Here is a 20971-nt window from a genome sequence, read left to right on the forward strand (position 1 = left end):
CTCAGCGCCCGGCTAGCCAGCGCCGGCGTCCAGCCAGTCGCACGGCATCGCGCCAGCGGCCACCCTCCGGCGCGATGCGAGGCCACAACCGTAGCAACAGCTCGGCCGTGGCCAGCGTGTCGGCGGACGCTTGGTGCCGGGCCGGGCACAGGATGCCGAAATGCGCCATCCAGTCGTCCAGCGACCGGGCCCGCACCTCCTCATGGGTCACGGCACAGAGATGGGCCAGGTCCAGCCAAGGGTTGACCAGCCGGCGTCCCAGGTGCCGCCGGCAATGCCGGTCGATCAGGGTTTCGTCGAAGGCGCTGTGAAAGGCCAGCAGCGGCGCCTCGCCAATGAAGTCCACAAAGGCCTGCAGCGCCGTCGCAGGCTCCACGCCGTCCCGCTGACGCTGCTCACCGATGCCGTGCAGGAGGATGTTGTCGCGATCAGACACCGCCTCCTGACGCAGCACCACCTCGAAGCTGTCGCCCAGCACAATCTCCGGCCGCGATGCCGGCGCAGGACCAACCCTGAGACCGATGGCTGCAATGGCCAGGAGCCGGTCATTCTTTGCGTCCAGTCCACTGGTCTCAACGTCGACGACCACCCAGCGTTCGGCGTCGGAAGAAGCTACCGGGTCCTGGAGCCCCCACCATGACCGCACCGACGCCAGCAGCGTTGCAATCATCGCTGGTAGTCGAGCTGCACACGCTGCTGCAGGCTGCGCACCACCCGCAGCGTCTCCCGCAGGATGCGGCGGTCGATGTCGTTGAGTGCGCCCACCGCGATGCGGTTGGGGTTGTCGCCCACCGAGGCGCCATCGAGCTGGGCACGCAGACGGAGCATCTGCAGAAACTCGAACCCGGCCACCCAGGCCTGGTGTTCGCGGGCAGGGACGCCGAGCTTCGGACCCGCGGTTTCGAACCGCTCCCGGGTCGAGGTGGCTGCGATGCCGTTGGCCAGCGCGTACAGCCGGGCCACATCGACCAAGATGGCCGTACCCTGCAGCTTGAGATCCAGCGTGTCGAGACCATCCACCGGCTTGGTGTCGATCTGGCCACGCCAGTTCAACGGTGGTGCCTGCAACAGGCCATTGACTGCCAGCTGGCGGACAAACCGCGGGTTGGCCGACGCGCGCTGGGTCACGAAACCGCGCAGACTGGCGGCCATACCGGCCTGCCCGGTCAGGGCGCGAAAGTCGAAGTAGATGCTGGCGTTGAGCAGATCCTTGGGTGCGCCCTGCTCGATCCACTGCACGAAACGCTGCTGCCACTGGGACAGCGTCAGGCAGCAATCGGGGTTGCCCGCCATGATGTTGCCCCTGCACAGCGGATAGCCACAGGCGTCCAGGGCGTGGTTGATGTCCTGTGCCATGTGCAGCAAGGCGTCCCGCTCGCCGGGGTTCACGTCGTCGGCGAGTATCAGCGCATTGTCCTGGTCGGTGGCGATGGTCTGCTCGCCCCGCCCCTCGGACCCCAGGGCGATCCAGCAGAAGCACTGCAGGTCAAGACCGTGTTCGCCGGCCTTCAACGCCACCAGCCGGGTCGTCAGCAGGTCGTTGAGGTGGCTGATCAGCTGTGTCAGCTGCAGCGCCTGCACACCCTGGCCGAGCAAGTGGCGCGCAAACTCGCGGATGTCATGGGCCGCGGCCTGCAGGTCGGGAATGCCTGTCGCATGGCGAATGCGCTCGCTCACCTGGTTGAGGCTCATGCGCTGAAGGGCATAGAGGTCGCGCTCGGACACGATGCCCACCAGCCGCCCCTGCTGCGTCACGGGCACGTGGCGAATGCCCTTGGCCGACATCAGCAGCGCCGCGTCCTGGGCGCTGCGGTCGGACTCCAGCGTGTGCACCGGCCCCACCATGACCGCCGACATCGGCACGTCCAGCGACACACCGGCCAGCGCGACGCGGTCCAGCACGTCGTAGCGGGTGAGGATGCCGACCGGGCGCTGCCCTTCGTCCACCACCAGCATCGACCCGATGCGCAACCGGTGCATGTCCTCCAGCGCCTGGCGCAGCGGCGTGCCGGGCGCGCAGCTGACGGGCGCGTGGCGGCACAGACGCTCCAGCGGTGTTTCCATCGACTGCTCGGCCAGGACCCTCGATGCGTAGGCTGCCTGCAGCGCCGCGCGTGAAAGCTCCAGGAACCGCAGCACACGCCGGTTCAGGAAGTCCCCGAACACCGGACTGAGCTGCGCCAGCGCCTGCATCCGCTCGGCTGGCAGGCGCAGCACGAAGGTGTCTTCGGTGGCCAGGTAGGCGGTGCTGGTGGCGCGCTGGGCGAGCACCGCACTGATCGGGAACAGGTCACCGGCCTCGTACTCGAACGCCCCGCCTGCGACATCAGAAAGCCCCCGCTTGCCCACCACCGCGCCGCGACGGATGAAAAACAGTTCGCTGGCGGGCCCATCCTCTGGCCGAACCAGTGCCTCGCCGGGAGCGAAGTACGCCTGCCGCGACGCCTCCACGAAGGCCCGGACGTGGCCCGCATCCATCTCGTCAAATGGGGGAAACCGGCCCAGCTCCGCCGCCAGCTGGTCCAGCAGCGAGGCGGACGGGCTGGGGGCAGATGGTGCCAGGCTCACCGAGACTCCACGGGCTCCGGGAGATTGAGCTCCAGTGCTGATGGGTCTCCAGCGGTGGTGCCCAGGCGAGCCACTTTGGGCCCGACCGAGAGCAGTCGCAATTCGCCGTCGACCACACCCCCCACCACCACGGGGCGCGGCGGCTGTCCATCGACGGCGATCAGCGCAGCACCGCTCTGGCCTGGCTGGCTTGCCAGCCCCAGAAGCCTGAAACGGGACGACAGAGGAGCCGTCGCCGGAGCGGTCGCCTGCGCCTCGGGCACGGCACCGAGCACGCGGGCGACGCCCGCTGCGTCCGACTGGATCGGCGGGGTTCCAAGGGCACCCACCGGAACCAGTGGTTCCCGGCCCCACAGCTGCAACATCCAGTAACCCGAAAGCAGCGCCACCACCAGCCAGAGCAGGCCGGCCGCGAGGCTTGCAAGGGAAGGTGTCTTGAGCATGAACACATTATCATCCACCTTCTCTGGCGCACCGCGCCGCGTGCTTCCGGGAGCCTGTCTTGAAATTCGCATCTGTCACTTCGATGTCCACCCCTGGTCCCTCGTCTGCGCACGGTCGGCGTCAGCGCGGTTTCACGCTGATCGAGCTGATGGTGGTGCTGGTCATCATTGGTGTGCTGGCGGCCCTCATCGTGCCCAACGTGCTGAACCGCGCCGACGATGCGCGCGTAACCGCCGCCAGAACGGACGTCAACAACCTCATGCAGGCGCTCAAGCTGTACAAGCTGGACAACCAGCGCTTTCCCACCGGCGCGCAAGGCCTGACCGCACTGGTGGCCCGGCCCACCGCTGCACCGGTGCCGCCCAACTGGCGCCCCTACCTCGACAAGCTGCCGGCCGACCCCTGGAACCAGCCCTACCAGTACGTGAACCCCGGTGTGCACGGCGAGGTGGACGTGCTGTCGCTGGGAGCCGATGGTCAACCCGGCGGAGAGGGCAAGGACGCCGACATCGGCAGCTGGCAGTGAACACCCGCACACGCGGCTTCACACTGCTGGAGCTGCTGGTGGTGGTGTCCATCATCGCGCTGGCCACCGCTGGCGTGAGTCTTTCCTTGCGGGACAGCGATTCCACGGCGCTGGAGAACGAGTCCCTCCGGCTGGCCGCACTGCTCGAGTCGGCGCGGGCGCAGTCGCGAGCCAGCGGCGTGCCGGTGCGCTGGAAACCCAATGGAGAGGGTTTCGAGTTCCAGGGCATCACATCGCGCTCCAAGTCGGCGGACTCACTGACCAGACCCCGCAGCTGGCTCCACCCGGAAACACGGGTGCGCGTGGTCCAGCCGCCAGGCACCTCGGAGCTGCTGCTCGGGCCGGAACCGCTGATCGCGGCCCAGCGCATCGAACTGGCCCGAGGCGAGCAACGCCTGGTACTGGGCACAGACGGCCTCGCTCCCTTTGCCGTGATCGCAGAACCGGCCACACCATGAACCGGCACAGCCGCGGCTTCACGCTGATCGAGATCCTCGTGGCCCTGGCCGTGGTGGCCGTGGCGCTGGCCGCCGGTTCCCAGGCCACCTCGGCACTCACACGCGCCGCCGCGCGCCAGAGCGACCAGTGGCTGGCGCAGCTGTGCGCCGAAAACGAACTGATCCGGTTGCGCCTGCTGCGACAGTTGCCGGGCACCGGTGAGAGCACCAGCGAGTGCCAGCAGGCGGGCCGCACACTCAAAGTGAGGCTGTCGGTGCAGCCCACCCCCAACCCGAACTTCCAGCGCGTCGACGCGATCGTGGAGGGCGCGGTTGATGGCAACGAAGTCCGGCTGCTGAGCCTGTCGACCGTGATGGGACGGTACTGATGCGCACGGGTGACCCGACCCCACTGCGACGCGAACGGGGCTTCACCCTGGTCGAACTGCTGGTGGCGCTGGCGGTGATGTCCATGCTGGCCATGCTGAGCTGGCGTTCCATCGATGCCATGCAGCGGACCCAGACCCTGACCCAGGAGCGGGCCGACGAGCTGCTGCGGTTGCAGGCGGCGCTGGGACAGTGGGCCGCCGACCTGGACGCGCTGGTGGACACCAAGGAGCTCAGCCCGCTGGCGTTCGACGGCCGGGTGTTGCGCCTGACCCGGCGGGATGCCGCGGAAAGCGCGCTGCGCAGCGACGGCATCCGAGTGGTGGCCTGGACACGCATGCAGTCCGGCAGTGCGGGCGCCCAGTGGATGCGCTGGCAGTCCGGCCCGATCAAGCGCCGGGACGAACTGGCCGATGCCTGGGCCAGGGCCGCGGCATGGATCGAATCGCCCGCGGAGATCGACGGCCGAGACACCCAGGTCGCGCTGGCGGCGATCGACCAGTGGCAGCTGTTCTATCACCGTGGTGAAACCTGGGGGAACCCGCAATCCTCCGTCGGAAACGAAAACGCAGGCGTCACCCTGGGGGGCGGCGACGCGATCCCCAACGGCGTGCGTCTGGTGCTGACCCTGTCGGCGGGAAGAGGCCTCTCCGGAACGCTGACCAGCGACTGGGTGCGCCCGTCCCTGCTGGCCGCACGCTGATGAAGAAGATGCGCGCTTCATCCAAAGAACGTGGTGCCGCCCTGCTGCTGGCCATGCTCACGGTGACCCTGGTGGCGACCCTGGCCTCCGCGGCCCTCTGGCAGCAGTGGCGGTCCTCCGAAGTCGAGGCCGCCGAGCGGCAGCGCCTTCAGGCCGGCTGGATCCTGGTGGGCGCCCTGGACTGGGCGCGGCTCATCCTGCGCGAAGACGGGCGCAGCAACCGCACCAGCGGGGCCGCCGACCACCTGGGCGAGCCGTGGGCGACGCCTCTGGAAGAAGCCCGGTTGTCCTCCTTCCTGGCCGCCGACAAGAACAACAGCGCGGACGACCTGATGCCCGCGTTTCTGTCCGGCGAAATCAAGGACGCCCAATCCCGGCTGAACTTCGGCAACCTCGTCAGGGTCAGCCAGACGGGTTCTCAATCGAAGGTCGAGCTGTCGTCCGCCGACCTTGCCATGTTCGAGCGGCTGTTCGCCCTGCTGAACCTGCCCAAGCCCGAACTGGAAGCGGCGTCTGCCAACCTGCTCAAAACCACCGAACGGGCCCTCAACGACCCGGAACCGTCCACCTCGCCGCTGACGCCCCAGCGCTTCGCCCAGCTGGCCTGGCTGGGCCTGAGTCCGAGCACCCTGCAGGCCCTGCGGCCCCATGTGACGGTCCTGCCCGAACGCACCCTGCTCAACCTGAACACCGTCACACCCGAGGTGCTCAGCGCCAGCGTGCCGGGCCTGGACCTGGCGCTGGCCCAGCAGGTGGTGGCTGCGCGGGACACCATGCCCTTCACCAAACTGGAGGATGCCATCCAGCGCATCCCTGGCGCCAGCCAGCAATCGGTCAGCAGCCAGCGCCATGATGTGCGCAGCCGGTTTTTTGAGGTGTACATCCGTCTTCGACTGGACGACACCGTGATCGAAGAACGCTCGCTGGTCCAGCGCGATGGCTTGAGAACCCGGGTGCACTGGCGCGAACGGGTGGCGCCATCATGAACATCAGCTTCATCCGCTGGCCCCGCCTCGTCCCTAAAATAGCCCTCCGCCCAGTACCCACGGGGCATTGCAGCCCCTCTATCACGTGCTGATCCTCACTCCGACCAACTTCAGCGCCGCCATGCCCACATCGACCTCGGTGCTGGACTGGGTGCTTTCTTCCAACGGACGGGTCGCGTCGGACCACGGGGGCTGCGCACTGTCGTTGCTGCCCGCCGACGACGATGTCGTGCTGGTGTTGCCGCCCCGCCTCGTGTCCTGGCACCGGGTGGCGCTGCCCAAGGTGGCGAGCGCCCGCGTGAGGGCTGCCCTGGACGGGATGCTGGAGGACCGGCTGCTGGATGATCCGGCGGAGCTTCACCTGGCCCTCGAACCGGGCAGCCGTCCCGGGCAGACGCTCTGGGTGGCCGCCTGCAACAAGGCCTGGCTCCAGGCCTGGCTCCAGACCCTCGAGGCCGCCGGACGGCCCGCCACCCGCATCGTGCCGGCCCTCTGGCCCACCTCGGCGGTCGGTTCGGAACACGGCGAAACCGTGCACTGGGCGCACGACGAAGGCAACCGCGTCTGGCTGTCCACCGCCAGCCCGCTGGGGGTGCGCAGCATTCCCCTGCGCGAAAACGGTTCAAGCACCTACGGCGCCACCAGCAGGCTCGGCGCCGACAGCTCCTTTGGTCCGGCCAGCACCTTCGGCGACTCCAGCTTCGGCAGTCTCGGATCGTCAACCGGCCGGGGCCCCGAGTACACCCTGACCGCAGCGTCCGACCCGGCCACCACGAGCTGGTTCGCGGACCCGTCGATCACCGGTCTGGCCGAACAGGTGTGCAACCAGCGCTTCGACCTCATGCCGACAGCCGACTGGCTGCTGCGCTGCGCGCAGTCCGACTGGAACCTCGCCCAGTTCGATCTCCGGCTGTCCAGCGGAGCGCGGCGCACGCAGCGCATGCGGCAGGGATGGCGCCACTTTGCCAGCGCCGCACCATGGAAGCCGGCGCGCTGGGCCCTGGTGGCGCTTGTGCTGACCGTCCTTGGCGGCGTGAACGCGATGGCCTGGAAAGAACGTTCGGCCCTCCAGGCCAAGCAACAGGCCATCCGGCAGACCTTGCAGAGCACCTTCCCCGAGGTCGGTCTCGTGCTGGACGCCCCGGTGCAGATGCAGCGCGAACTCACCCGGCTGCAGCAGGCCAGCGGCACCCTGTCGGCACAGGATCTCGAAGGCATGCTCGCCTTCATTGCGGCGACCGAGCCTGGCGCGTCTCTCAGCAGCATCGACTTCCTGAGCGGCGAAGCAAGACTGGGCATCGGGGGGCTGCCCGACGACCGCCTGTTGGCACTGCAACAGGCCATGGCCTCGCGGGGCTGGCAGGTCAGCTCGGATTCGGGCATGTTGAATGTCCAGGCAAAGGCCCCCTGATGTCTGCCAAACGATCTATCCCAGTTTCTTCGGCCTTCGCCCGGGTGGGCCAGCGCCTCGGTGCCTCCTTGCAAGGCCTGCCCGCCCGCCAGCAGAAGGCCCTGCGCCTTGCGGCCTGGGTGGTGGGTGTGGCCCTCTTGTGGTGGGTGGCACTGGCGCCGGCCGTGTCCACCCTGCGGCAGGCGCGCACACAGCACATCGAGCTGGACAAGTCCTTGGGGCGCATGCAGGAGATGGCGGCCAGCGCCGAAATCATCCGCACCCAGAATGCTGCCCCCGTGCCCGCACCCGAAGTGGCCAGGCAGGCGCTGGAGCAGGCCACCAGCGGACTGGGCGCCGGCGCGCAGCTCGCGCAGCAGGGCGACCGCGTCACCGTCACCCTGCGGGAGATTCCGGCCGCGACCCTGGCGCAGTGGCTGCAGCAGGTGCGCGTGAACGCCCGCGTGGTGCCGGTGCAAGTGCAGCTCCAGCGCAGCGGCAACAACCCCTCATGGACAGGACAGGTGGTGCTGGGCGGTCCGGGACTGGGGGGCCAATGACGGAACACCGCAAACCCGCACGCTGGGCCTGGCTGGGGGCCATCCTCGGCACGCTGCTCGCCCTGATCGCGTTTGCGCCCGCGTTGTGGGTGGGTGCCCTGCTCTCGCACTACACCAGCGGCAAGGTGCAATTGCTCAACACCGGGGGCACGGTTTGGAGCGGACATGGCGATGTGCTTCTGAGCGGCGGCGAGGGCAGCCGTAGTCAGACGGCGCTGCCACAGGGACTTCGCTGGAAGCTGCGTCCCGGCTGGTCCCAGGGCCCGGTGCTGCGCATGAGCCTGTCCTCGCCCTGCTGCACCGAACAACCGATGTCCATTGCCTTGCGCCCCAGCTTCGGCGGTGCACAGGTGCGTGTCGACGCCTTCAGCAGCCGCTGGCCGGCCGCCATGCTGGTCGGCCTGGGCACGCCGTGGAACACCCTGCGCATGGACGGGCAACTGCTGGTGCAGTCGCCCGGTTTCTCCCTGGCCCTGAATGGCGGGCGTCCCCGCCTGGACGGGCAGCTGGTGGTGGAGGCCCACGACCTCGCCACGCGCGTGTCCACCCTGCGCCCTCTGGGCAGCTACCGGGTCGAGTTCCGCTCGGCGGGGGATGGCGACAACGCCGCATTGAAGCTGGCCACGCTCAAAGGCGGCCTGCTGCTCGATGGCGATGGTCAGTGGTCGGGCGGGCGCCTGCGTTTCCGGGGTGTGGCATCGGCTGCGCCCGGCCAGGAGTCGGCCCTGGCCAACCTCCTGAGCATCATTGGCCGCCGCGATGGCGCCCGTACCCTGTTGACGTTTGGTTAACAGCCAGAGCGAGACTTCGCGATAGGATCAACAGATGAAATCGACCCATTCCCCTGCCGTGCTGGCACTGGCGCTCGCCGTGCTGACCGGCACCCTGGGTGCCCCGACCGCATGGGCCCAGTCCAAGAACGCTGCCGAGCCGGTCGTGCTCAACTTCGTCGGCGCCGAGATTGAAGCCGTGGCCCGCACCATGGCCACCATCACCGGCCGCAATGTGGTGGTGGACCCGCGGGTCAAGGGCACCGTCAACCTGTCGACCGACAGGCCGGTGGCCCCCATCGTGGCTCTCAACCAGTTTGCCGCCGCACTGCGCCTGCAGGGCTTCTCGCTGATCGAAACCGGCGGCCTGTACAAGATCGTGCCCGAGGCCGACGCCAAGCTCCAGAGCAACACCGTCAGTGCCGGCCCGGTCAGCCAGCTGCCCGCCAGCAACCAGATCGTCACCCAGATCTTCCGGCTCAACCACGAATCCGCCAACAATCTGGTGCCCGTGCTGCGCCCGCTGATCGGGCCCAACAACACCATCAACGTCAACCCGGGCAACAACTCGCTGGTCATCACCGACTACGCCGACAACCTGCAGCGCATCGGTCGCATCATCGCGTCGCTGGACGTCTCCGGCGCCACCGATGTGGAAGTGATCCCGCTGCAGCACGCCGTGGCCGCCGACCTGGCCCCCATGGTGCTCAAGCTGATCGAGCCGGGCAGCACGGGCGTGGCCGCCGCCGGACAGGCGGGGGACACCTCGTACAAGACCACCCTGATCGCCGAACCCCGCAGCAACAGCCTCGTGTTGCGGGCCGCAAATCCCGCGCGCCTGGCCCTGGCCCGATCCCTGGTGGCCCAGCTGGACCGCCCGAGCAGCGTCGATGCGGCCGGCAACATCCATGTGGTCTACCTGAAGAACGCCGATGCGGTCAACCTCGCGGCCACGCTGCGGGCCGCCATGGCCGGCGAAGGCAGCGGCGGAGCGGCCGGGGCGACCGGCGTCACGACGGTGCGCAGCAGCACCGGCGGCATGTCCCAGACGCCCAGCACCGCCGCCAACCCCGCCACCACGCCGGTGACGGCGAGCGCCGGCCCGTCCACCGGCGGCCAGATCCAGGCCGACCCGGCGACCAACGCCCTGATCATCACTGCGCCCGAGCCGCAGTACCGCCAATTGCGCGCCGTGATCGACCAGCTGGATTCGCGCCGTGCGCAGGTCTATGTGGAGAGCCTGATCGCCGAAGTCAATGCCGACAAGGCCGCCGAGTTCGGCATCCAGTGGCAGGGCCCACTGGGCAACCTCGGCGAGAACACCGTGGGGCTGCTGGGCACCAACTTCGGCACCGGTGGCAACAACATCCTGACCAACCTGCTGCCCATCGCCCAGGCCGACACCGCCAAGATCCAGGCGCCCGGCACGGGCCTGAACTTCGGTATGGCCTCGCGCCGCAACGGCATCTACCTGCTGGGCTTCCTGGCGCGCTTCCTGCAGCAGAACGGCGACGGCAACATCCTGTCCACGCCCAACCTGCTGACGCTGGACAACGAGGAAGCCAAGATCGTGATCGGCCAGAACGTGCCGTTCGTGACCGGGCAATTCACCAACACCGGCGCCGGCAACGGCAACAACGGCTCGGTCAACCCGTTCCAGACCATCGAGCGCAAGGACGTGGGCCTGACGCTGCGCGTCAAGCCGCAGATCAGCGAGAACGGCACCATCAAAATGACCATCTTCCAGGAGGTCAGCAGCGTGCAGGCTTCGTCGGTCAACTCGACCACCGGCCTCATCACCAACAAGCGCACCATCGAATCGACCGTGCTGGTCGATGACGGCGGCATCGTGGTGCTGGGCGGCCTGCTGCAGGACGAATACTCCGGCAACCAGGAGAAGGTGCCCGGCCTGGGCGACATCCCGCTGTTTGGCAACCTCTTCAAGAGCGAGAGCCGCAACCGCAAGAAAACCAACCTGATGGTGTTCCTGCGGCCGGTGGTGTTGCGCGACGCCCGCGCCACCAACAGCTTCTCGCTCGACCGCTACGAACTGATGCGGTCGGCGCAGAAGGACGCGCAGCCTTCCTCCAGCGCTGTGGTTCCCGTGAATGTGGGTCCGGTCATGCCGCCGCAGCGTGCCCCCGAAAGCACACCCCCGGCCGCGCCTGCAGCCACTCCGGCATCGCCGGCTGCGCCGTCGAACTGACAGAGCCCCGATGAAACACCCGCTGCCCTATGCCTTCGCGCGCGAGAACCTCTGGCTGCTGGAAGAGGAGGACGGGCGGCTGACCCTGCGGGGCAGCTCCAGCGCCGCCGAAGACGAAGATGCGCAGACGCGCCGGCTGTCGGCGCTGTCGGAAATCCTCCGCTGCCACGACGTGGAGGAACTGCAGTGGGAGCCGGGCGAGCTGCTGGCCCAGCGCATCAGCGCGGCCTACGCACAGGGCGAGTCCAGCGCCGCGGCGGTGGTCAGCGAGGTGCAGAGCGACGCCGACCTCAGCCGTATGATGCAGGAACTGCCGGCCATCGAAGACCTGCTGGAGACCGCCGACGACGCGCCCATCATCCGCATGCTCAACGCCCTGCTGACGCAGGCCGCGCGCGACGGGGCCAGCGACATCCACATCGAACCCTTCGAGCGCCATTCGAGCGTGCGCTTCCGCGTCGACGGCACGCTGCGCGAGGTGGTACAGCCCAACCGGGCGCTGCACGCTGCACTCATCTCGCGCCTGAAGATCATGGCCGAACTGGACATCTCCGAGAAGCGCCTGCCGCAGGACGGCCGCATCTCGCTGCGCATCGGCACCCGCGCGGTGGATGTGCGCGTCTCCACCCTGCCCAGCGCCCACGGCGAGCGCGCGGTGCTGCGCCTGCTGGACAAGAGCGAGAGCCGCCTCAACCTGGAAGCGGTCGGCATGCAGGGCGATGTGCTGGAGCGCTTCGAGAAGCTGATCCACCAACCGCACGGCATCATCCTCGTGACAGGGCCGACCGGCTCGGGCAAGACCACCACGCTGTACGCCTCGCTGCAGCGGCTGGACGCGACGCAGCAGAACATCATGACGGTCGAGGACCCGATCGAGTACGAGCTGCCCGGCATCGGCCAGACCCAGGTTAACGCCAAGATCGACCTCGACTTCGCCCGCGCCCTGCGCGCCATCCTGCGCCAGGACCCGGACGTGGTCATGATCGGCGAGATCCGCGACTTCGAGACCGCGCAGATCGCCATCCAGGCCTCCCTCACCGGTCACCTGGTGCTGGCCACGCTGCACACCAACGATTCGGTCAGCGCCGTCACGCGCCTGATCGACATGGGCGTCGAGCCCTTCCTGCTCAGCAGCTCGCTGCTGGGCGTGCTGGCGCAGCGCCTGGTGCGTAAGCTCTGCCAGAAGTGCAAGCGCCAGGATGCCAACGGCCGCTGGCACCCGGTGGGCTGCGCGCACTGCAACCAGACCGGCTACAAGGGCCGCACCGGCATCTACGAGCTGCTGGTGACCGGTGACAAGATCCGCTCGCTCATCCACAACCGCGCCGCCGAAAGCAAGATTTTTGTGGCCGCCGAAGCCGCCGGCCTGCGCACCATGCGCGCCGACGGTCAGCGGCTGATCGACGAAGGCATCACTTCGGAAGCCGAAGTCCTGAGCGTGACGAGAGACTGAGCGTTCTCATGCCCGCCTATTCCTTCGAAGCGCTGAACGCGCAGGGCGCGACGCAGAAAGGCCTGATCGACGCCGACACCGCCAAGGCGGCGCGCAGCATGCTGCGGGGCCGGGGCCTGGTGCCGCTGGCGGTCGAGCCGGCGGTGTCATCCAACAGTGGTGGCCGTGGCAGCGGCCTGAACATGACGCTATGGGGCGGCCGTGTCTTCAACGCCACCACACTGGCGGTCTGGACCCGGCAGCTCGCCGGCCTAGTGTCCTCGGGCCTGCCACTGGAACGTGCGCTCTCGGCCCTGGCCGAGGAAGCCGAAAAAGACGAGCAGCGCCGCCTGGTCGCCAGCCTGCGGGCCGAGGTCAACGCCGGGGCGTCGTTCGCCACCGCGCTTGGCCAGCACCCGCGCGAGTTCTCGCCCATCTACACCGGCGTCATCGCGGCCGGCGAGCAGAGCGGGCAGCTGGGCACGGTGCTGGAAAGCCTGGCCGACGACCTCGAAACCCGCGAGGCCCTCAAGAACAAGCTGATCGGCGCCTCGCTCTACCCGGCCATCGTCACCGTGGTGGCGATCGTGATCGTGGTGTTCCTGGTCAGCTACGTGGTGCCGCAGGTGGCGGGCGTGTTCGCGGGCAGCAAACGCGCCCTGCCCTTCCTCACCGTCGTGATGCTGGCCATCAGCGACTTCGTGCGCAGCTACGGCTGGCTGATGCTGGGCCTGCTGGTGTTGGCCGGTGTGGGGCTGGCCCTGGCCCGTCGCAACGACGCCCTGCGGCTGCGCATGGACGCGGCCTGGCTGCGCCTGCCCCTGGTGGGGCGCTTGGCGCGCGGCTACAACGCGGCCCGCTTCGCCGCCACGCTGGCCATGCTGGCCGCGGCGGGGGTGCCGATCCTGCGGGCGCTGCAGACCGCCGCCGAGACCCTGTCCAACCGCTCGATGCGCGCCGACGCACTGGACGCACTGGTGCTGGTGCGCGAGGGCGCGCCACTGGCGTCCGCGCTGGCCAGCAAGAAGCGTTTTCCACCGCTGGTGGCCATGTTCGCGCGGCTGGGCGAGCAGACCGGCCAGCTGCCGGTGATGCTGCAGCGCGCCGCCGTGCAACTGGGCGCCGAGGTGCAGCGCCGCGCCATGCACCTGGCGACCATCCTGGAACCGCTGCTGATCGTGGCCATGGGCGTGGTCGTGATGCTGATCGTGCTGGCGGTGCTGATGCCCATCATCCAGCTCAACCAACTCGTCAAGTAAACATGCCGGTCACCCTGGACGGACAGCTCGTCGTCGCCATTTCCTCGCGCGCCCTGTTCGACTTCGAGGAAGAGAACCGCGTTTTCGAAACCGGTGACGACCGGGCCTACATGAAGCTGCAGCTGGACCGGCTGGAGCAGCCCGCCCAGCCGGGCGTGGCCTTCTCGCTGGTGAAGAAGCTGCTGGCCTTCAACGACCCGCAGGCCCAGCGGGTCGAGGTGGTGATCCTCTCGCGCAACGACCCGGTCTCGGGCATGCGGGTGTTCCGCTCGGCCCAGCACTACGGCCTTCCCATTCAGCGCGGCAGCTTCACGCGCGGCCAGCCGCCCTGGCGCTACCTGCGGCCGCTGCGCGCCAACCTGTTCCTCTCGACCCACCTGGCCGATGTGCGCGCCGCGCTCGACGCCGGCGTGCCGGCCGCGCAGGTCTACCCGCAGTCGGTGCGCGCCAGCGACGCCCACCCGAACGAGGTGCGCATCGCCTTCGACGGCGACGCGGTGCTGTTCTCCGACGAGGCCGAGCGCGTGTTCCAGGCACAAGGCCTCAACGCCTTCCAGCAGCACGAGCGCGACAAGGCCGCACAGCCGCTGGCCGGCGGACCGTTCAAGCCCCTGCTCGAAGCCCTGCACCGACTGCAGGCCGAAGGCACGAACGCCATGCGCATCCGCACCGCGCTGGTCACGGCGCGCTCGGCGCCGGCCCACGAACGTGCCATCCGCACCCTGATGGACTGGGGCATCGACGTGGACGAGGCCATGTTCCTCGGCGGCCTGCCCAAAGGGCCGTTTCTGCGCGAGTTCGAACCCGACTTCTTCTTCGACGACCAGACCGGCCACATCGAATCGGCCTCGCTCCATGTGCCGGCCGGGCATGTGGCCAGTGGCATTTCGAACAACTGACCATGAACAAATTCCAGAGCTTTCGCGCCTTCGCGCGCAAGGTGCTTGCGCTCGCCGTGCCCTACTTCAACTCGGAAGAAAAGTGGCGGGCGCGCGGCCTGCTGGCGGCGATCATCGTGCTGAACCTGGCCGCGGTGTACATGCTGGTGCTGCTCAACGAGTGGAACCGCGTCTTCTACGACGCGCTGCAGAACAAGGACCAGGTCACCTTCTGGCGCGAGCTGGGCCGCTTCACCTACCTGGCCTTCGGCTTCATCATCATCGCGGTCTACCGCTTCTACCTGCGCCAGGTGCTGGAGATGCGCTGGCGCACCTGGATGACCAAGCACTACCTCGACCGCTGGCTCGCCAACAAGGCCTTCTACCAGCTCGAACTGCACCGCTTCGCCAAGGGCACCGAGGCTCCGCCGGACAACCCGGACCAGCGGATCGCCGAGGACCTGAACCTGTTCACCAGCTCGACGCTGGGCCTGTCCATGGGCCTGCTGAGTTCGGTGATCACGCTGGTGAGCTTCGTCGGCATCCTCTGGACGCTCTCGGGCAGCTTCTCGTTCGATTTCAACGGCGGCTCCTACACCATCCCGGGCTTCATGGTGTGGATGGCGGTGCTGTACTGCGCGGTCGGCAGCGTGCTGGCGCACTACATCGGCCGGCCGCAGATCAAACTCAACTTCCAGCAGCAGCGCGTGGAGGCCGACTTCCGGGTGCATCTGGTGCGCGTGCGCGAGTACAGCGAGTCGATCGCGCTCGACCGCGGCGAGCCGGTGGAGCGCGGGTACCTGGGCGACCGCTTCGGTGCGGTGCTGGACAACTACTGGAAGCTCATCAAGGCGCAGAAGCGCCTGATCTGGTTCACCAACGGCTTCGGCCAGGCCGCCGTGGTGTTTCCCTTCATCGTGGCGGCGCCCCGCTTTTTCAGCGGGGCGATCCAACTGGGCGAGCTGATGCAGATTTCCTCGGCTTTCGGCCGGGTGCAGGACTCGCTGTCCTGGTTCGTCGACAACTACGATGCCCTGGCCGCCTGGCGCGCCACCACCGACCGGATCACCAGCTTCGAGGAGAGCTTCCAGGCCCTGCAGGCGGCGCCCCTGCAGTCGGTGCCGGCCACCGAGGCCGACACGCTGCAGATCGACGCACTCGACCTGGCGCTGCCGGGCGGTGTCGCGCTGATGTCGGCCGGCGGGCTGAGCCTGAAGGCCGGAGACAGTCTGCTGGTCAAGGGCCCTTCGGGCAGCGGCAAGTCGACCCTGTTCCGGGCCCTGGCCGGCATCTGGCCCTGGGCGAAGGGCAAGCTGCAAAAGCCGGCTGACTTCGAACAGCGAGTGATGTTCCTGCCGCAGCGGCCCTACTTCCCCGTGGGCAGCCTGCGCAAGGCGCTGGCCTACCCCGAACCGGCCGACCGCTACGGCGACGAGCAGCTGCGGCAGGCGCTGCACGACGCCCTGCTGCCGCACCTGGCCGACCGGCTGGACGAAGAGGACAGCTGGGGCCAGAAGCTCTCGGGTGGCGAGCAGCAGCGGCTGGCCGTCGCGCGCGCCCTGCTCAAGCAGCCGCGCTGGCTGTTCGTGGACGAAGCAACCAGCGCGCTGGACGAGACGGCCGAACACCAGGTGTACGAACGGCTGCAGGCGCTGGTCCGGGCCCAGAACGGTGCCCTGGTGTCCATCGCCCACCGGCCCACGGTCGCGGCCTTCCATGCCCGGCGCTGGGAACTGGAACCCGGCACCGCGGAGGGGGCCCGCTTCGTCCTGGCAGCGCGCTGAGCGACGCCTGGTAACACTCTCGGCCCGCCATGGCCTTGCGCAGCCGGTTGCGCCGCCGTAGGCTGGGTGTTTTCTGTGGTGGAGACACGCCGTGGGCACACACCCGCCGTCGGCGGCCAGGCGCCTGTCGGCGGCCCGTCGCCAGGCCCTGCAGCAGTACAGGGCCCGGGCCGACCGGTACGACAGCGAACTGGAACCGTTCGAACCCCTGCGCCGGGAGGCGATACAGCGCCTGGACCTGCGACCCGGCGAGACCGTGCTCGACGTGGGCTGTGGCACCGGCCTGAGCTTCGGGCCGCTGCTCGACCAACTCGGCCCCCGCGGCCACATCGTCGGCATCGAACAATGCCCCGAAATGATGGCCCAGGCTCGCCTGCGCTTTTCCGACCTGCGCGCACAACAGCTGCGGCTGGTGCAGGCACCGGTGGAAGAGGCGCAGTGGCCGGGCCTGGCCCACGCCGCCCTGTTCCACTTCACGCACGACATCCTGCGCAGCCCGCGCGCACTCGACAACGTGCTGGCGCACCTCGCGCCAGGCGCGCGCGTGGTCGCCACCGGACTTCAATGGGCCGCACCCTGGGTCTGGCCGGTCAACCTGTTCGTGCTCGGTGCGGCGCTGTACTCGGTGAGTTCGCTGGACGGTCTGGCGCAGCCCTGGAGCGAACTGGCACCAAGGCTCGAAGGCTTTGAGGTGCACCCCACCTGGATGGGCGGCATCTTCATGGCCACCGGTGTCTGGCCGGGCCGGGCGCCCTGAACCCGGGGCGCTGGGCCAGAGGCGGGCTCAGGGCACCTCCGCTGCGTGGCAGGCCACGCAGAGCTTGTTGCCCTCGGTGTCGCGGAAGTAGGCCCCGTAGTAGTTCGAGTGGTATTCGGGCCGCAGGCCCGGCGGCCCTTCGCAGCGACCGCCATGGGCCAGTGCGGCCGCGTGGGCGAGGTCGACCATGGCGCGGCTACTGGCCATGAAGGCCGTCATCGCCCCGTTGCCCGGCGTGTGCGGCTGGCCATCGAAGGGGGTGCCGATCAGCAGCAGCGGGCGCGGGTCGGGCGACGACTGCCAGCCGGCCCAAGGGCGCCCGGGTTCGCAGAAGCGCTCCTGCACACCGAGCACCGGCATCAAGGCGCGGTAGAACGCCAGTGCCCGCGGGAAGTCCGACACGCCGATGAAGATGTGGGAAAACATGCGATGCGCCCTCCTTGGAACAGGCTTCAGACCCGTGTCCGCAGTTCCTGCATCGTCGTCACGAGCAGGCGCAGCCCGAAGGCGCCGACCAGGCCGGCCGCCCCGCGGTTGAACACCGTGCGCCCGCGCTGGTAGGCGGACTGGACGCGGCCGTGCGAGAACGCGAGCGCGAGAAACACGTGCCAGACCACCGCGTTGAACCAGCACAGCAGCACCGCGCCGGCCAGCACCGCAGGCCCCGGCGAGGGCGGCAGCGCGGTGGCGAACACGCTGCCGAAGAACAGCGCCGTCTTGGGGTTGAAGACGTTGGTGACGAAGCCCATGCGGAACGCCGCCGCGCGGCTCGTCGTCACGGCCTTCACCTCGGTGGCGACCGCCGCTGGCGACTGCCACAGTTTCCACGCGACGTAGCACAGGTAGGCGCCCCCGGCGATCTGGAACGCCTGGCGCAGCGCCGGGTGGGCGGAAAACGCCGCCCCCATGCCCAGGATCGCCAGCAGGGCCCAGAGAAAGGTCACGGTGGTGATGCCCGCCGCCGCCGACAGCGACACGCTGCGCGGACTGCCCGCCGCCAGTTGCAGGATCAGCACGAAGTTCACGCCCGGCGTGACCAGGGCGACCCAGTGCAGCACGGCGATGGTGAGGAAGGTGGTGAGCATGACGGGAATGTCCGAATTCAGTGGCCAGGAACCCAACCAGGAAGCAGACCCGCCTGGTTTTCAGCCGCCTCGCGAAACGATGCCCACGGACACGAGGCGGCGAACGCCAGCAACACCTGCACCGCCTCTTCTGTCTGTCCTGCGAGCATCAGATCGTCGGCCCGGATGATCGCCGACATGGTGGCCCGGTTCCAGTCGCTCTCGTTGGCGCGCAGGTCGAGTACCGTTTCGGCAAACTGCGCGGGCGTCCTGATTCCGGGCAGTTCGGCACCGTCCAGACAGAGCGCCACATGGGCCTGAAGCCGGGCCAGGTTTTCTGGCGAGAAGCGGACAGCGATCTGGTCTGACCCGAGTTCGGCCAGCTGGTGAAACCAGTCGATCGACGCCATGCGAAGGGCATCGCGGTCCTCAGTGCTCACCACACCAGCTCCGCTGCCGCCACCACCCGGTTCCTGCGCCCTGGGTACGACAGCCAGGGCAGCACCGCGTTGAACTCGCGCACGATGGCATCGGCTTCGACCACGGTGCCCTCGCCGGTGTCGAGGCGTTTGGCGATATGGCCGTCGCCGATCAGCGTGAGGTCGTAGCCGCGTTCCAGTGCGGCGTAGGCGGTGGCGCGGATGCACCAGCCGGTGACGGCCCCGCACAGCACGATGTGGGCGACCCCGCGCGCCGCCAGCTCGGCCTCCAGCGTGGTCTGTTCGAACGATGAGTTGTGCTGCTTGTAGACGCGGATGTCGTCCACCTGCGGCGCCAGCACCGGCACCCACTGCCATTCGGCGCTGCCCCGGGGCAACTCCTCGTCGTCGTGCTGCACCCAGATGATGGGCACACCCGCATCGCGGGCCCTGCGCACCGCGAACGTGATGTGGTCGAGCTGTCGGGATATGTCGCCCGCGGCGGCGACGACGCCGACCTGCACGTCGACGATGAGCAATGCGGACCGGTTGCCCGTTCGAATGGTGGCCATGCGCTGGATCTCCCCAAGGTGGGCCACAGTCTAAAGGCGGCACCGGCCCGCGGACCGTCCGCGCCTCACCCCAGCGGGTTGATCACCCCGGCGGCCGGTATGTTGCCCTGCCCCTTCATGCTCTCGACGAACTTGAACAGGTCGGTCATGGTGAAGTGGGTTCCCGCCTTCGGCAGGTCGCGCGGTGTGCCGGCGTTGAGCACGCTTTCCGGATCGTCCTTGATCAGGCCCACGATCACTTCGGCCACGATGGCACCGCCGATCGGCCCCAGGTGCTGCCCCTCTCCCAGCACCTCGGCCTCCTTGAGGATGTAGAACCACAGCGGCGTCTGGTGGGTCAGCTGGTGCTTCTGGACCACGGCACCCGCGGTGCCAGACTGCAGCTGCGCCGCCGTCAGCGGCGCGATGCCCATGCGCGCGGCCACGGCCTGTCCGGACGGCAGCTTGTAGTGTTTTGCGCCACGCAGCAGGTTCAGCTGCGCCAGGAACGGCGAGTCGGGTGCGTTGCCGATGCGCAGCCGGTCGGTGAGCGCGGCGTCGATGGCGAAGGCGCGCTGCGCCGTGGCGCCCAGCCCGTCGAACATCTGCCGCCAGTCGAGCAGCCAGTTGGTGGGATAGCGTGTGCCACCGAGGAAGCCGCCGTCGCCCGTGAAGGTGAAGGCCAGGCGGAAGTCCGCGAGCTGCGGACCCGCCGCGAAGTTGAACACCTTGTTGAAGTTGTAGGCCGGGCGCACCATGCTGTGACCGAACCGGTAGGCCGCGCCCGAAAACTCCAGCGGCATGTAGGGCGAACTCGCCAGATAGCCCGGGCCGATCAGGTAGTACTTCAGCTCCTTGAGCGCGTTCTCCGCCGCCTTGGTACCCGCCACCGCCGGCAGGAATTCGTGCAGCACGATCTGCTGGTAGTGGTGGGTCACCACCTTGCGCACATCGGCGAACGACAGCTCGGGAAAGTGCAGGCTGACCGCGTTGTGGAAGTGCAGCATGGTGCGGTGCAGCTGCGCCACGATGAGGTTCTCGTCGTTGCGCTTGTCGCCCAGCACCGCCGTGCGCTCGGGCAGGCCGTCGGCCACCCGCGGCAGGTCATAGAGCGCACCGTCCAGCGCCTGCACCTGCGCGTCGCCCCCTCCTGGCGCGGCCGCGGGCACGCTCTGCGCCGGCCCCACCAGCATCTGTGCCGAGGCGGTGGTGGTGTTGCGCTGGTACAGATAGGGCTGGTCGCGCGGGCCGGAGCCGTACACGCTGTCCAGGTCGAGCGCGGGGGTGCGGAAGTTGACCAGGTCGTCTACGTCCACCGCGTTCTCGCCCAGACTGGTGGGGTCGAAGGTCATGTCGTGGTCGACAAACTGGCCGAAGTAGGTGAAGCCGGCGGGAATGACGCCGTCCTTGCGTTCGGCCACGTGCATGGCCTCGCCCAGTTCGCGCAGGATGACCTCGTCCCGGGCGAGATCGCCGGTGGTCCAGGGCACGGCGGCGAGTTCGGGGAAGAGCAGGCCGAAGCGGCCCGGCTTCTGGAGGTTGCTGCGGGTGGGGTTGGCGTTGTCGGTGCTGTACCCGTGGCTGCGGGCGTGGGGTTTCTGATCCATCGTGACACTCCTGAAAGGCGCGGACATGGTCCGCTCAGACATGGATGACAGATTCACGTGGGCGAAGGCTGCTCCCCAGAGCTTGTACTTCTGCAGCGCTGCTCTCGATGATCCGCCGCGGTGCCGGACGGGCGCCATCGTGCGGCGCGGTTCCAGCGGCGGCGATGCTATGCCCGCCCCCCCGCGGACGAATCCACCACCCGAGGGATCACCAGGAACGGGTTGTTTCAGGCGCGTAACAGC

22 protein-coding genes are annotated in these 20971 nt (G+C 68.6%); 14 read left to right on the forward strand and 8 right to left on the reverse strand.

Annotated features, from left to right (window positions below):
* Position 1: 1 nt before the first annotated feature.
* The 3 genes from HPF_RS20175 to HPF_RS20185 are packed head-to-tail and all read right to left on the reverse strand — an operon-like array spanning position 2 to position 3011.
* Entirely contained in the window at positions 2-670 is a 669-nt protein-coding gene (locus HPF_RS20175; protein WP_127804360.1) for a 3'-5' exonuclease, read from the reverse strand.
* On the reverse strand, positions 667-2568 hold the full coding sequence (locus HPF_RS20180; RefSeq protein WP_243721626.1) for a DUF294 nucleotidyltransferase-like domain-containing protein: 1902 nt from the start codon (positions 2566-2568) through the stop codon (positions 667-669). The genes HPF_RS20175 and HPF_RS20180 overlap by 4 nt, the downstream gene beginning before the upstream one ends.
* Entirely contained in the window at positions 2565-3011 is a 447-nt protein-coding gene (locus HPF_RS20185; protein ID WP_127804358.1) for a general secretion pathway protein C, read from the reverse strand. The genes HPF_RS20180 and HPF_RS20185 overlap by 4 nt, the downstream gene beginning before the upstream one ends.
* A gap of 83 nt (positions 3012-3094) precedes the next feature.
* On the opposite strand from HPF_RS20185, the gene gspG reads away from it, so the two are divergent.
* The 14 genes from gspG to HPF_RS20255 all read left to right on the forward strand — a co-directional run bounded on the left by gspG (position 3095) and on the right by HPF_RS20255 (position 17087).
* Complete coding sequence (gspG, locus tag HPF_RS20190; protein ID WP_066152656.1) at positions 3095-3538, forward strand: type II secretion system major pseudopilin GspG; 444 nt, start codon at positions 3095-3097, stop codon at positions 3536-3538.
* Positions 3535-3996 carry a prepilin-type N-terminal cleavage/methylation domain-containing protein gene (locus HPF_RS20195; RefSeq protein WP_241559688.1) on the forward strand — a complete coding sequence of 154 codons (462 nt, stop codon included), beginning with the start codon at positions 3535-3537 and terminating at the stop codon, positions 3994-3996. The genes gspG and HPF_RS20195 overlap by 4 nt, the downstream gene beginning before the upstream one ends.
* Positions 3993-4364 (forward strand): type II secretion system minor pseudopilin GspI, encoded by a 372-nt coding sequence (gspI, locus tag HPF_RS20200; RefSeq protein ID WP_127804356.1) that lies wholly within the window; start codon positions 3993-3995, stop codon positions 4362-4364. Before HPF_RS20195 ends, gspI begins: the two co-directional genes overlap by 4 nt.
* Positions 4364-5065 carry a PulJ/GspJ family protein gene (locus tag HPF_RS20205; protein ID WP_133157643.1) on the forward strand — a complete coding sequence of 234 codons (702 nt, stop codon included), beginning with the start codon at positions 4364-4366 and terminating at the stop codon, positions 5063-5065. The genes gspI and HPF_RS20205 overlap by 1 nt, the downstream gene beginning before the upstream one ends.
* Before the next feature lie 8 nt (positions 5066-5073).
* Positions 5074-6051, forward strand: coding sequence for a type II secretion system minor pseudopilin GspK (gspK, locus tag HPF_RS20210; protein ID WP_066153381.1), 978 nt, complete (start codon positions 5074-5076; stop codon positions 6049-6051).
* Positions 6052-6136: 85 nt separating this feature from the next.
* Positions 6137-7462 (forward strand): type II secretion system protein GspL, encoded by a 1326-nt coding sequence (gene gspL, locus HPF_RS20215; protein WP_133157644.1) that lies wholly within the window; start codon positions 6137-6139, stop codon positions 7460-7462.
* Positions 7462-8001 carry a type II secretion system protein GspM gene (gene gspM / locus HPF_RS20220; RefSeq protein ID WP_133157645.1) on the forward strand — a complete coding sequence of 180 codons (540 nt, stop codon included), beginning with the start codon at positions 7462-7464 and terminating at the stop codon, positions 7999-8001. Before gspL ends, gspM begins: the two co-directional genes overlap by 1 nt.
* The gene (gspN, locus tag HPF_RS20225; protein ID WP_133157646.1) at positions 7998-8792 is read left to right on the forward strand and encodes a type II secretion system protein N; all 795 of its coding nucleotides are present in this window, start codon (positions 7998-8000) and stop codon (positions 8790-8792) included. The genes gspM and gspN overlap by 4 nt, the downstream gene beginning before the upstream one ends.
* A 34-nt stretch (positions 8793-8826) precedes the next feature.
* Entirely contained in the window at positions 8827-10977 is a 2151-nt protein-coding gene (gspD, locus tag HPF_RS20230) for a type II secretion system secretin GspD (RefSeq protein ID WP_133157647.1), read from the forward strand.
* Positions 10978-10987: 10 nt separating this feature from the next.
* A complete protein-coding gene (gene gspE, locus HPF_RS20235) occupies positions 10988-12430 on the forward strand; it encodes a type II secretion system ATPase GspE (protein ID WP_133157648.1) in 1443 nt (480 codons plus the stop codon).
* Positions 12431-12438: 8 nt separating this feature from the next.
* Positions 12439-13668, forward strand: a complete 1230-nt coding sequence (gene gspF / locus HPF_RS20240; protein WP_133157649.1) for a type II secretion system inner membrane protein GspF — start codon at positions 12439-12441, stop codon at positions 13666-13668.
* A 2-nt stretch (positions 13669-13670) separates the two neighbouring features.
* Positions 13671-14567 carry a 5'-nucleotidase gene (locus HPF_RS20245; protein WP_127804343.1) on the forward strand — a complete coding sequence of 299 codons (897 nt, stop codon included), beginning with the start codon at positions 13671-13673 and terminating at the stop codon, positions 14565-14567.
* A 2-nt stretch (positions 14568-14569) separates the two neighbouring features.
* Positions 14570-16330, forward strand: coding sequence for an ABC transporter ATP-binding protein/permease (locus HPF_RS20250; protein ID WP_133157650.1), 1761 nt, complete (start codon positions 14570-14572; stop codon positions 16328-16330).
* Between the two features lie 91 nt (positions 16331-16421).
* Entirely contained in the window at positions 16422-17087 is a 666-nt protein-coding gene (locus HPF_RS20255; RefSeq protein WP_243721627.1) for a class I SAM-dependent DNA methyltransferase, read from the forward strand.
* 27 nt (positions 17088-17114) lie between these two features.
* Here HPF_RS20255 and HPF_RS20260 read toward each other — a convergent pair whose 3' ends face one another.
* The 5 genes from HPF_RS20260 to HPF_RS20280 form a co-directional block, all read right to left on the reverse strand.
* The gene (locus tag HPF_RS20260) at positions 17115-17513 is read right to left on the reverse strand and encodes a VOC family protein (protein ID WP_066152625.1); all 399 of its coding nucleotides are present in this window, start codon (positions 17511-17513) and stop codon (positions 17115-17117) included.
* A gap of 26 nt (positions 17514-17539) precedes the next feature.
* Positions 17540-18172, reverse strand: a complete 633-nt coding sequence (locus tag HPF_RS20265; protein ID WP_079366724.1) for a LysE family translocator — start codon at positions 18170-18172, stop codon at positions 17540-17542.
* 17 nt (positions 18173-18189) lie between these two features.
* Entirely contained in the window at positions 18190-18591 is a 402-nt protein-coding gene (locus HPF_RS20270) for a hypothetical protein (protein WP_133157651.1), read from the reverse strand.
* The gene (locus HPF_RS20275) at positions 18588-19142 is read right to left on the reverse strand and encodes an isochorismatase family protein (protein ID WP_133157652.1); all 555 of its coding nucleotides are present in this window, start codon (positions 19140-19142) and stop codon (positions 18588-18590) included. The genes HPF_RS20270 and HPF_RS20275 overlap by 4 nt, the downstream gene beginning before the upstream one ends.
* A gap of 65 nt (positions 19143-19207) precedes the next feature.
* A complete protein-coding gene (locus HPF_RS20280; protein ID WP_165961750.1) occupies positions 19208-20728 on the reverse strand; it encodes a peroxidase family protein in 1521 nt (506 codons plus the stop codon).
* Between the last annotated feature and the right edge of the window lie 243 nt (positions 20729-20971).

It is taken from the genome of Hydrogenophaga pseudoflava (genome assembly GCF_004353865.1).
In the GTDB taxonomy this organism is placed as follows: Bacteria; Pseudomonadota; Gammaproteobacteria; order Burkholderiales; family Burkholderiaceae_C; genus Hydrogenophaga; species Hydrogenophaga pseudoflava.

Coding starts and splice junctions, on each gene's coding strand:
- HPF_RS20175 (WP_127804360.1), bottom strand. CDS start 670: ATGATTGCAACGCTGCTGGCGTCGGTGCGGTCATGGTGGGGGCTCCAG.
- HPF_RS20185 (WP_127804358.1), bottom strand. CDS start 3,011: ATGCTCAAGACACCTTCCCTTGCAAGCCTCGCGGCCGGCCTGCTCTGG.
- gspG (WP_066152656.1), top strand. CDS start 3,095: ATGTCCACCCCTGGTCCCTCGTCTGCGCACGGTCGGCGTCAGCGCGGT.
- gspI (WP_127804356.1), top strand. CDS start 3,993: ATGAACCGGCACAGCCGCGGCTTCACGCTGATCGAGATCCTCGTGGCC.
- HPF_RS20205 (WP_133157643.1), top strand. CDS start 4,364: ATGCGCACGGGTGACCCGACCCCACTGCGACGCGAACGGGGCTTCACC.
- gspK (WP_066153381.1), top strand. CDS start 5,074: ATGCGCGCTTCATCCAAAGAACGTGGTGCCGCCCTGCTGCTGGCCATG.
- gspM (WP_133157645.1), top strand. CDS start 7,462: ATGTCTGCCAAACGATCTATCCCAGTTTCTTCGGCCTTCGCCCGGGTG.
- gspN (WP_133157646.1), top strand. CDS start 7,998: ATGACGGAACACCGCAAACCCGCACGCTGGGCCTGGCTGGGGGCCATC.
- gspD (WP_133157647.1), top strand. CDS start 8,827: ATGAAATCGACCCATTCCCCTGCCGTGCTGGCACTGGCGCTCGCCGTG.
- gspE (WP_133157648.1), top strand. CDS start 10,988: ATGAAACACCCGCTGCCCTATGCCTTCGCGCGCGAGAACCTCTGGCTG.
- gspF (WP_133157649.1), top strand. CDS start 12,439: ATGCCCGCCTATTCCTTCGAAGCGCTGAACGCGCAGGGCGCGACGCAG.
- HPF_RS20245 (WP_127804343.1), top strand. CDS start 13,671: ATGCCGGTCACCCTGGACGGACAGCTCGTCGTCGCCATTTCCTCGCGC.
- HPF_RS20250 (WP_133157650.1), top strand. CDS start 14,570: ATGAACAAATTCCAGAGCTTTCGCGCCTTCGCGCGCAAGGTGCTTGCG.
- HPF_RS20260 (WP_066152625.1), bottom strand. CDS start 17,513: ATGTTTTCCCACATCTTCATCGGCGTGTCGGACTTCCCGCGGGCACTG.
- HPF_RS20265 (WP_079366724.1), bottom strand. CDS start 18,172: ATGCTCACCACCTTCCTCACCATCGCCGTGCTGCACTGGGTCGCCCTG.
- HPF_RS20275 (WP_133157652.1), bottom strand. CDS start 19,142: ATGGCCACCATTCGAACGGGCAACCGGTCCGCATTGCTCATCGTCGAC.
- HPF_RS20280 (WP_165961750.1), bottom strand. CDS start 20,728: ATGGATCAGAAACCCCACGCCCGCAGCCACGGGTACAGCACCGACAAC.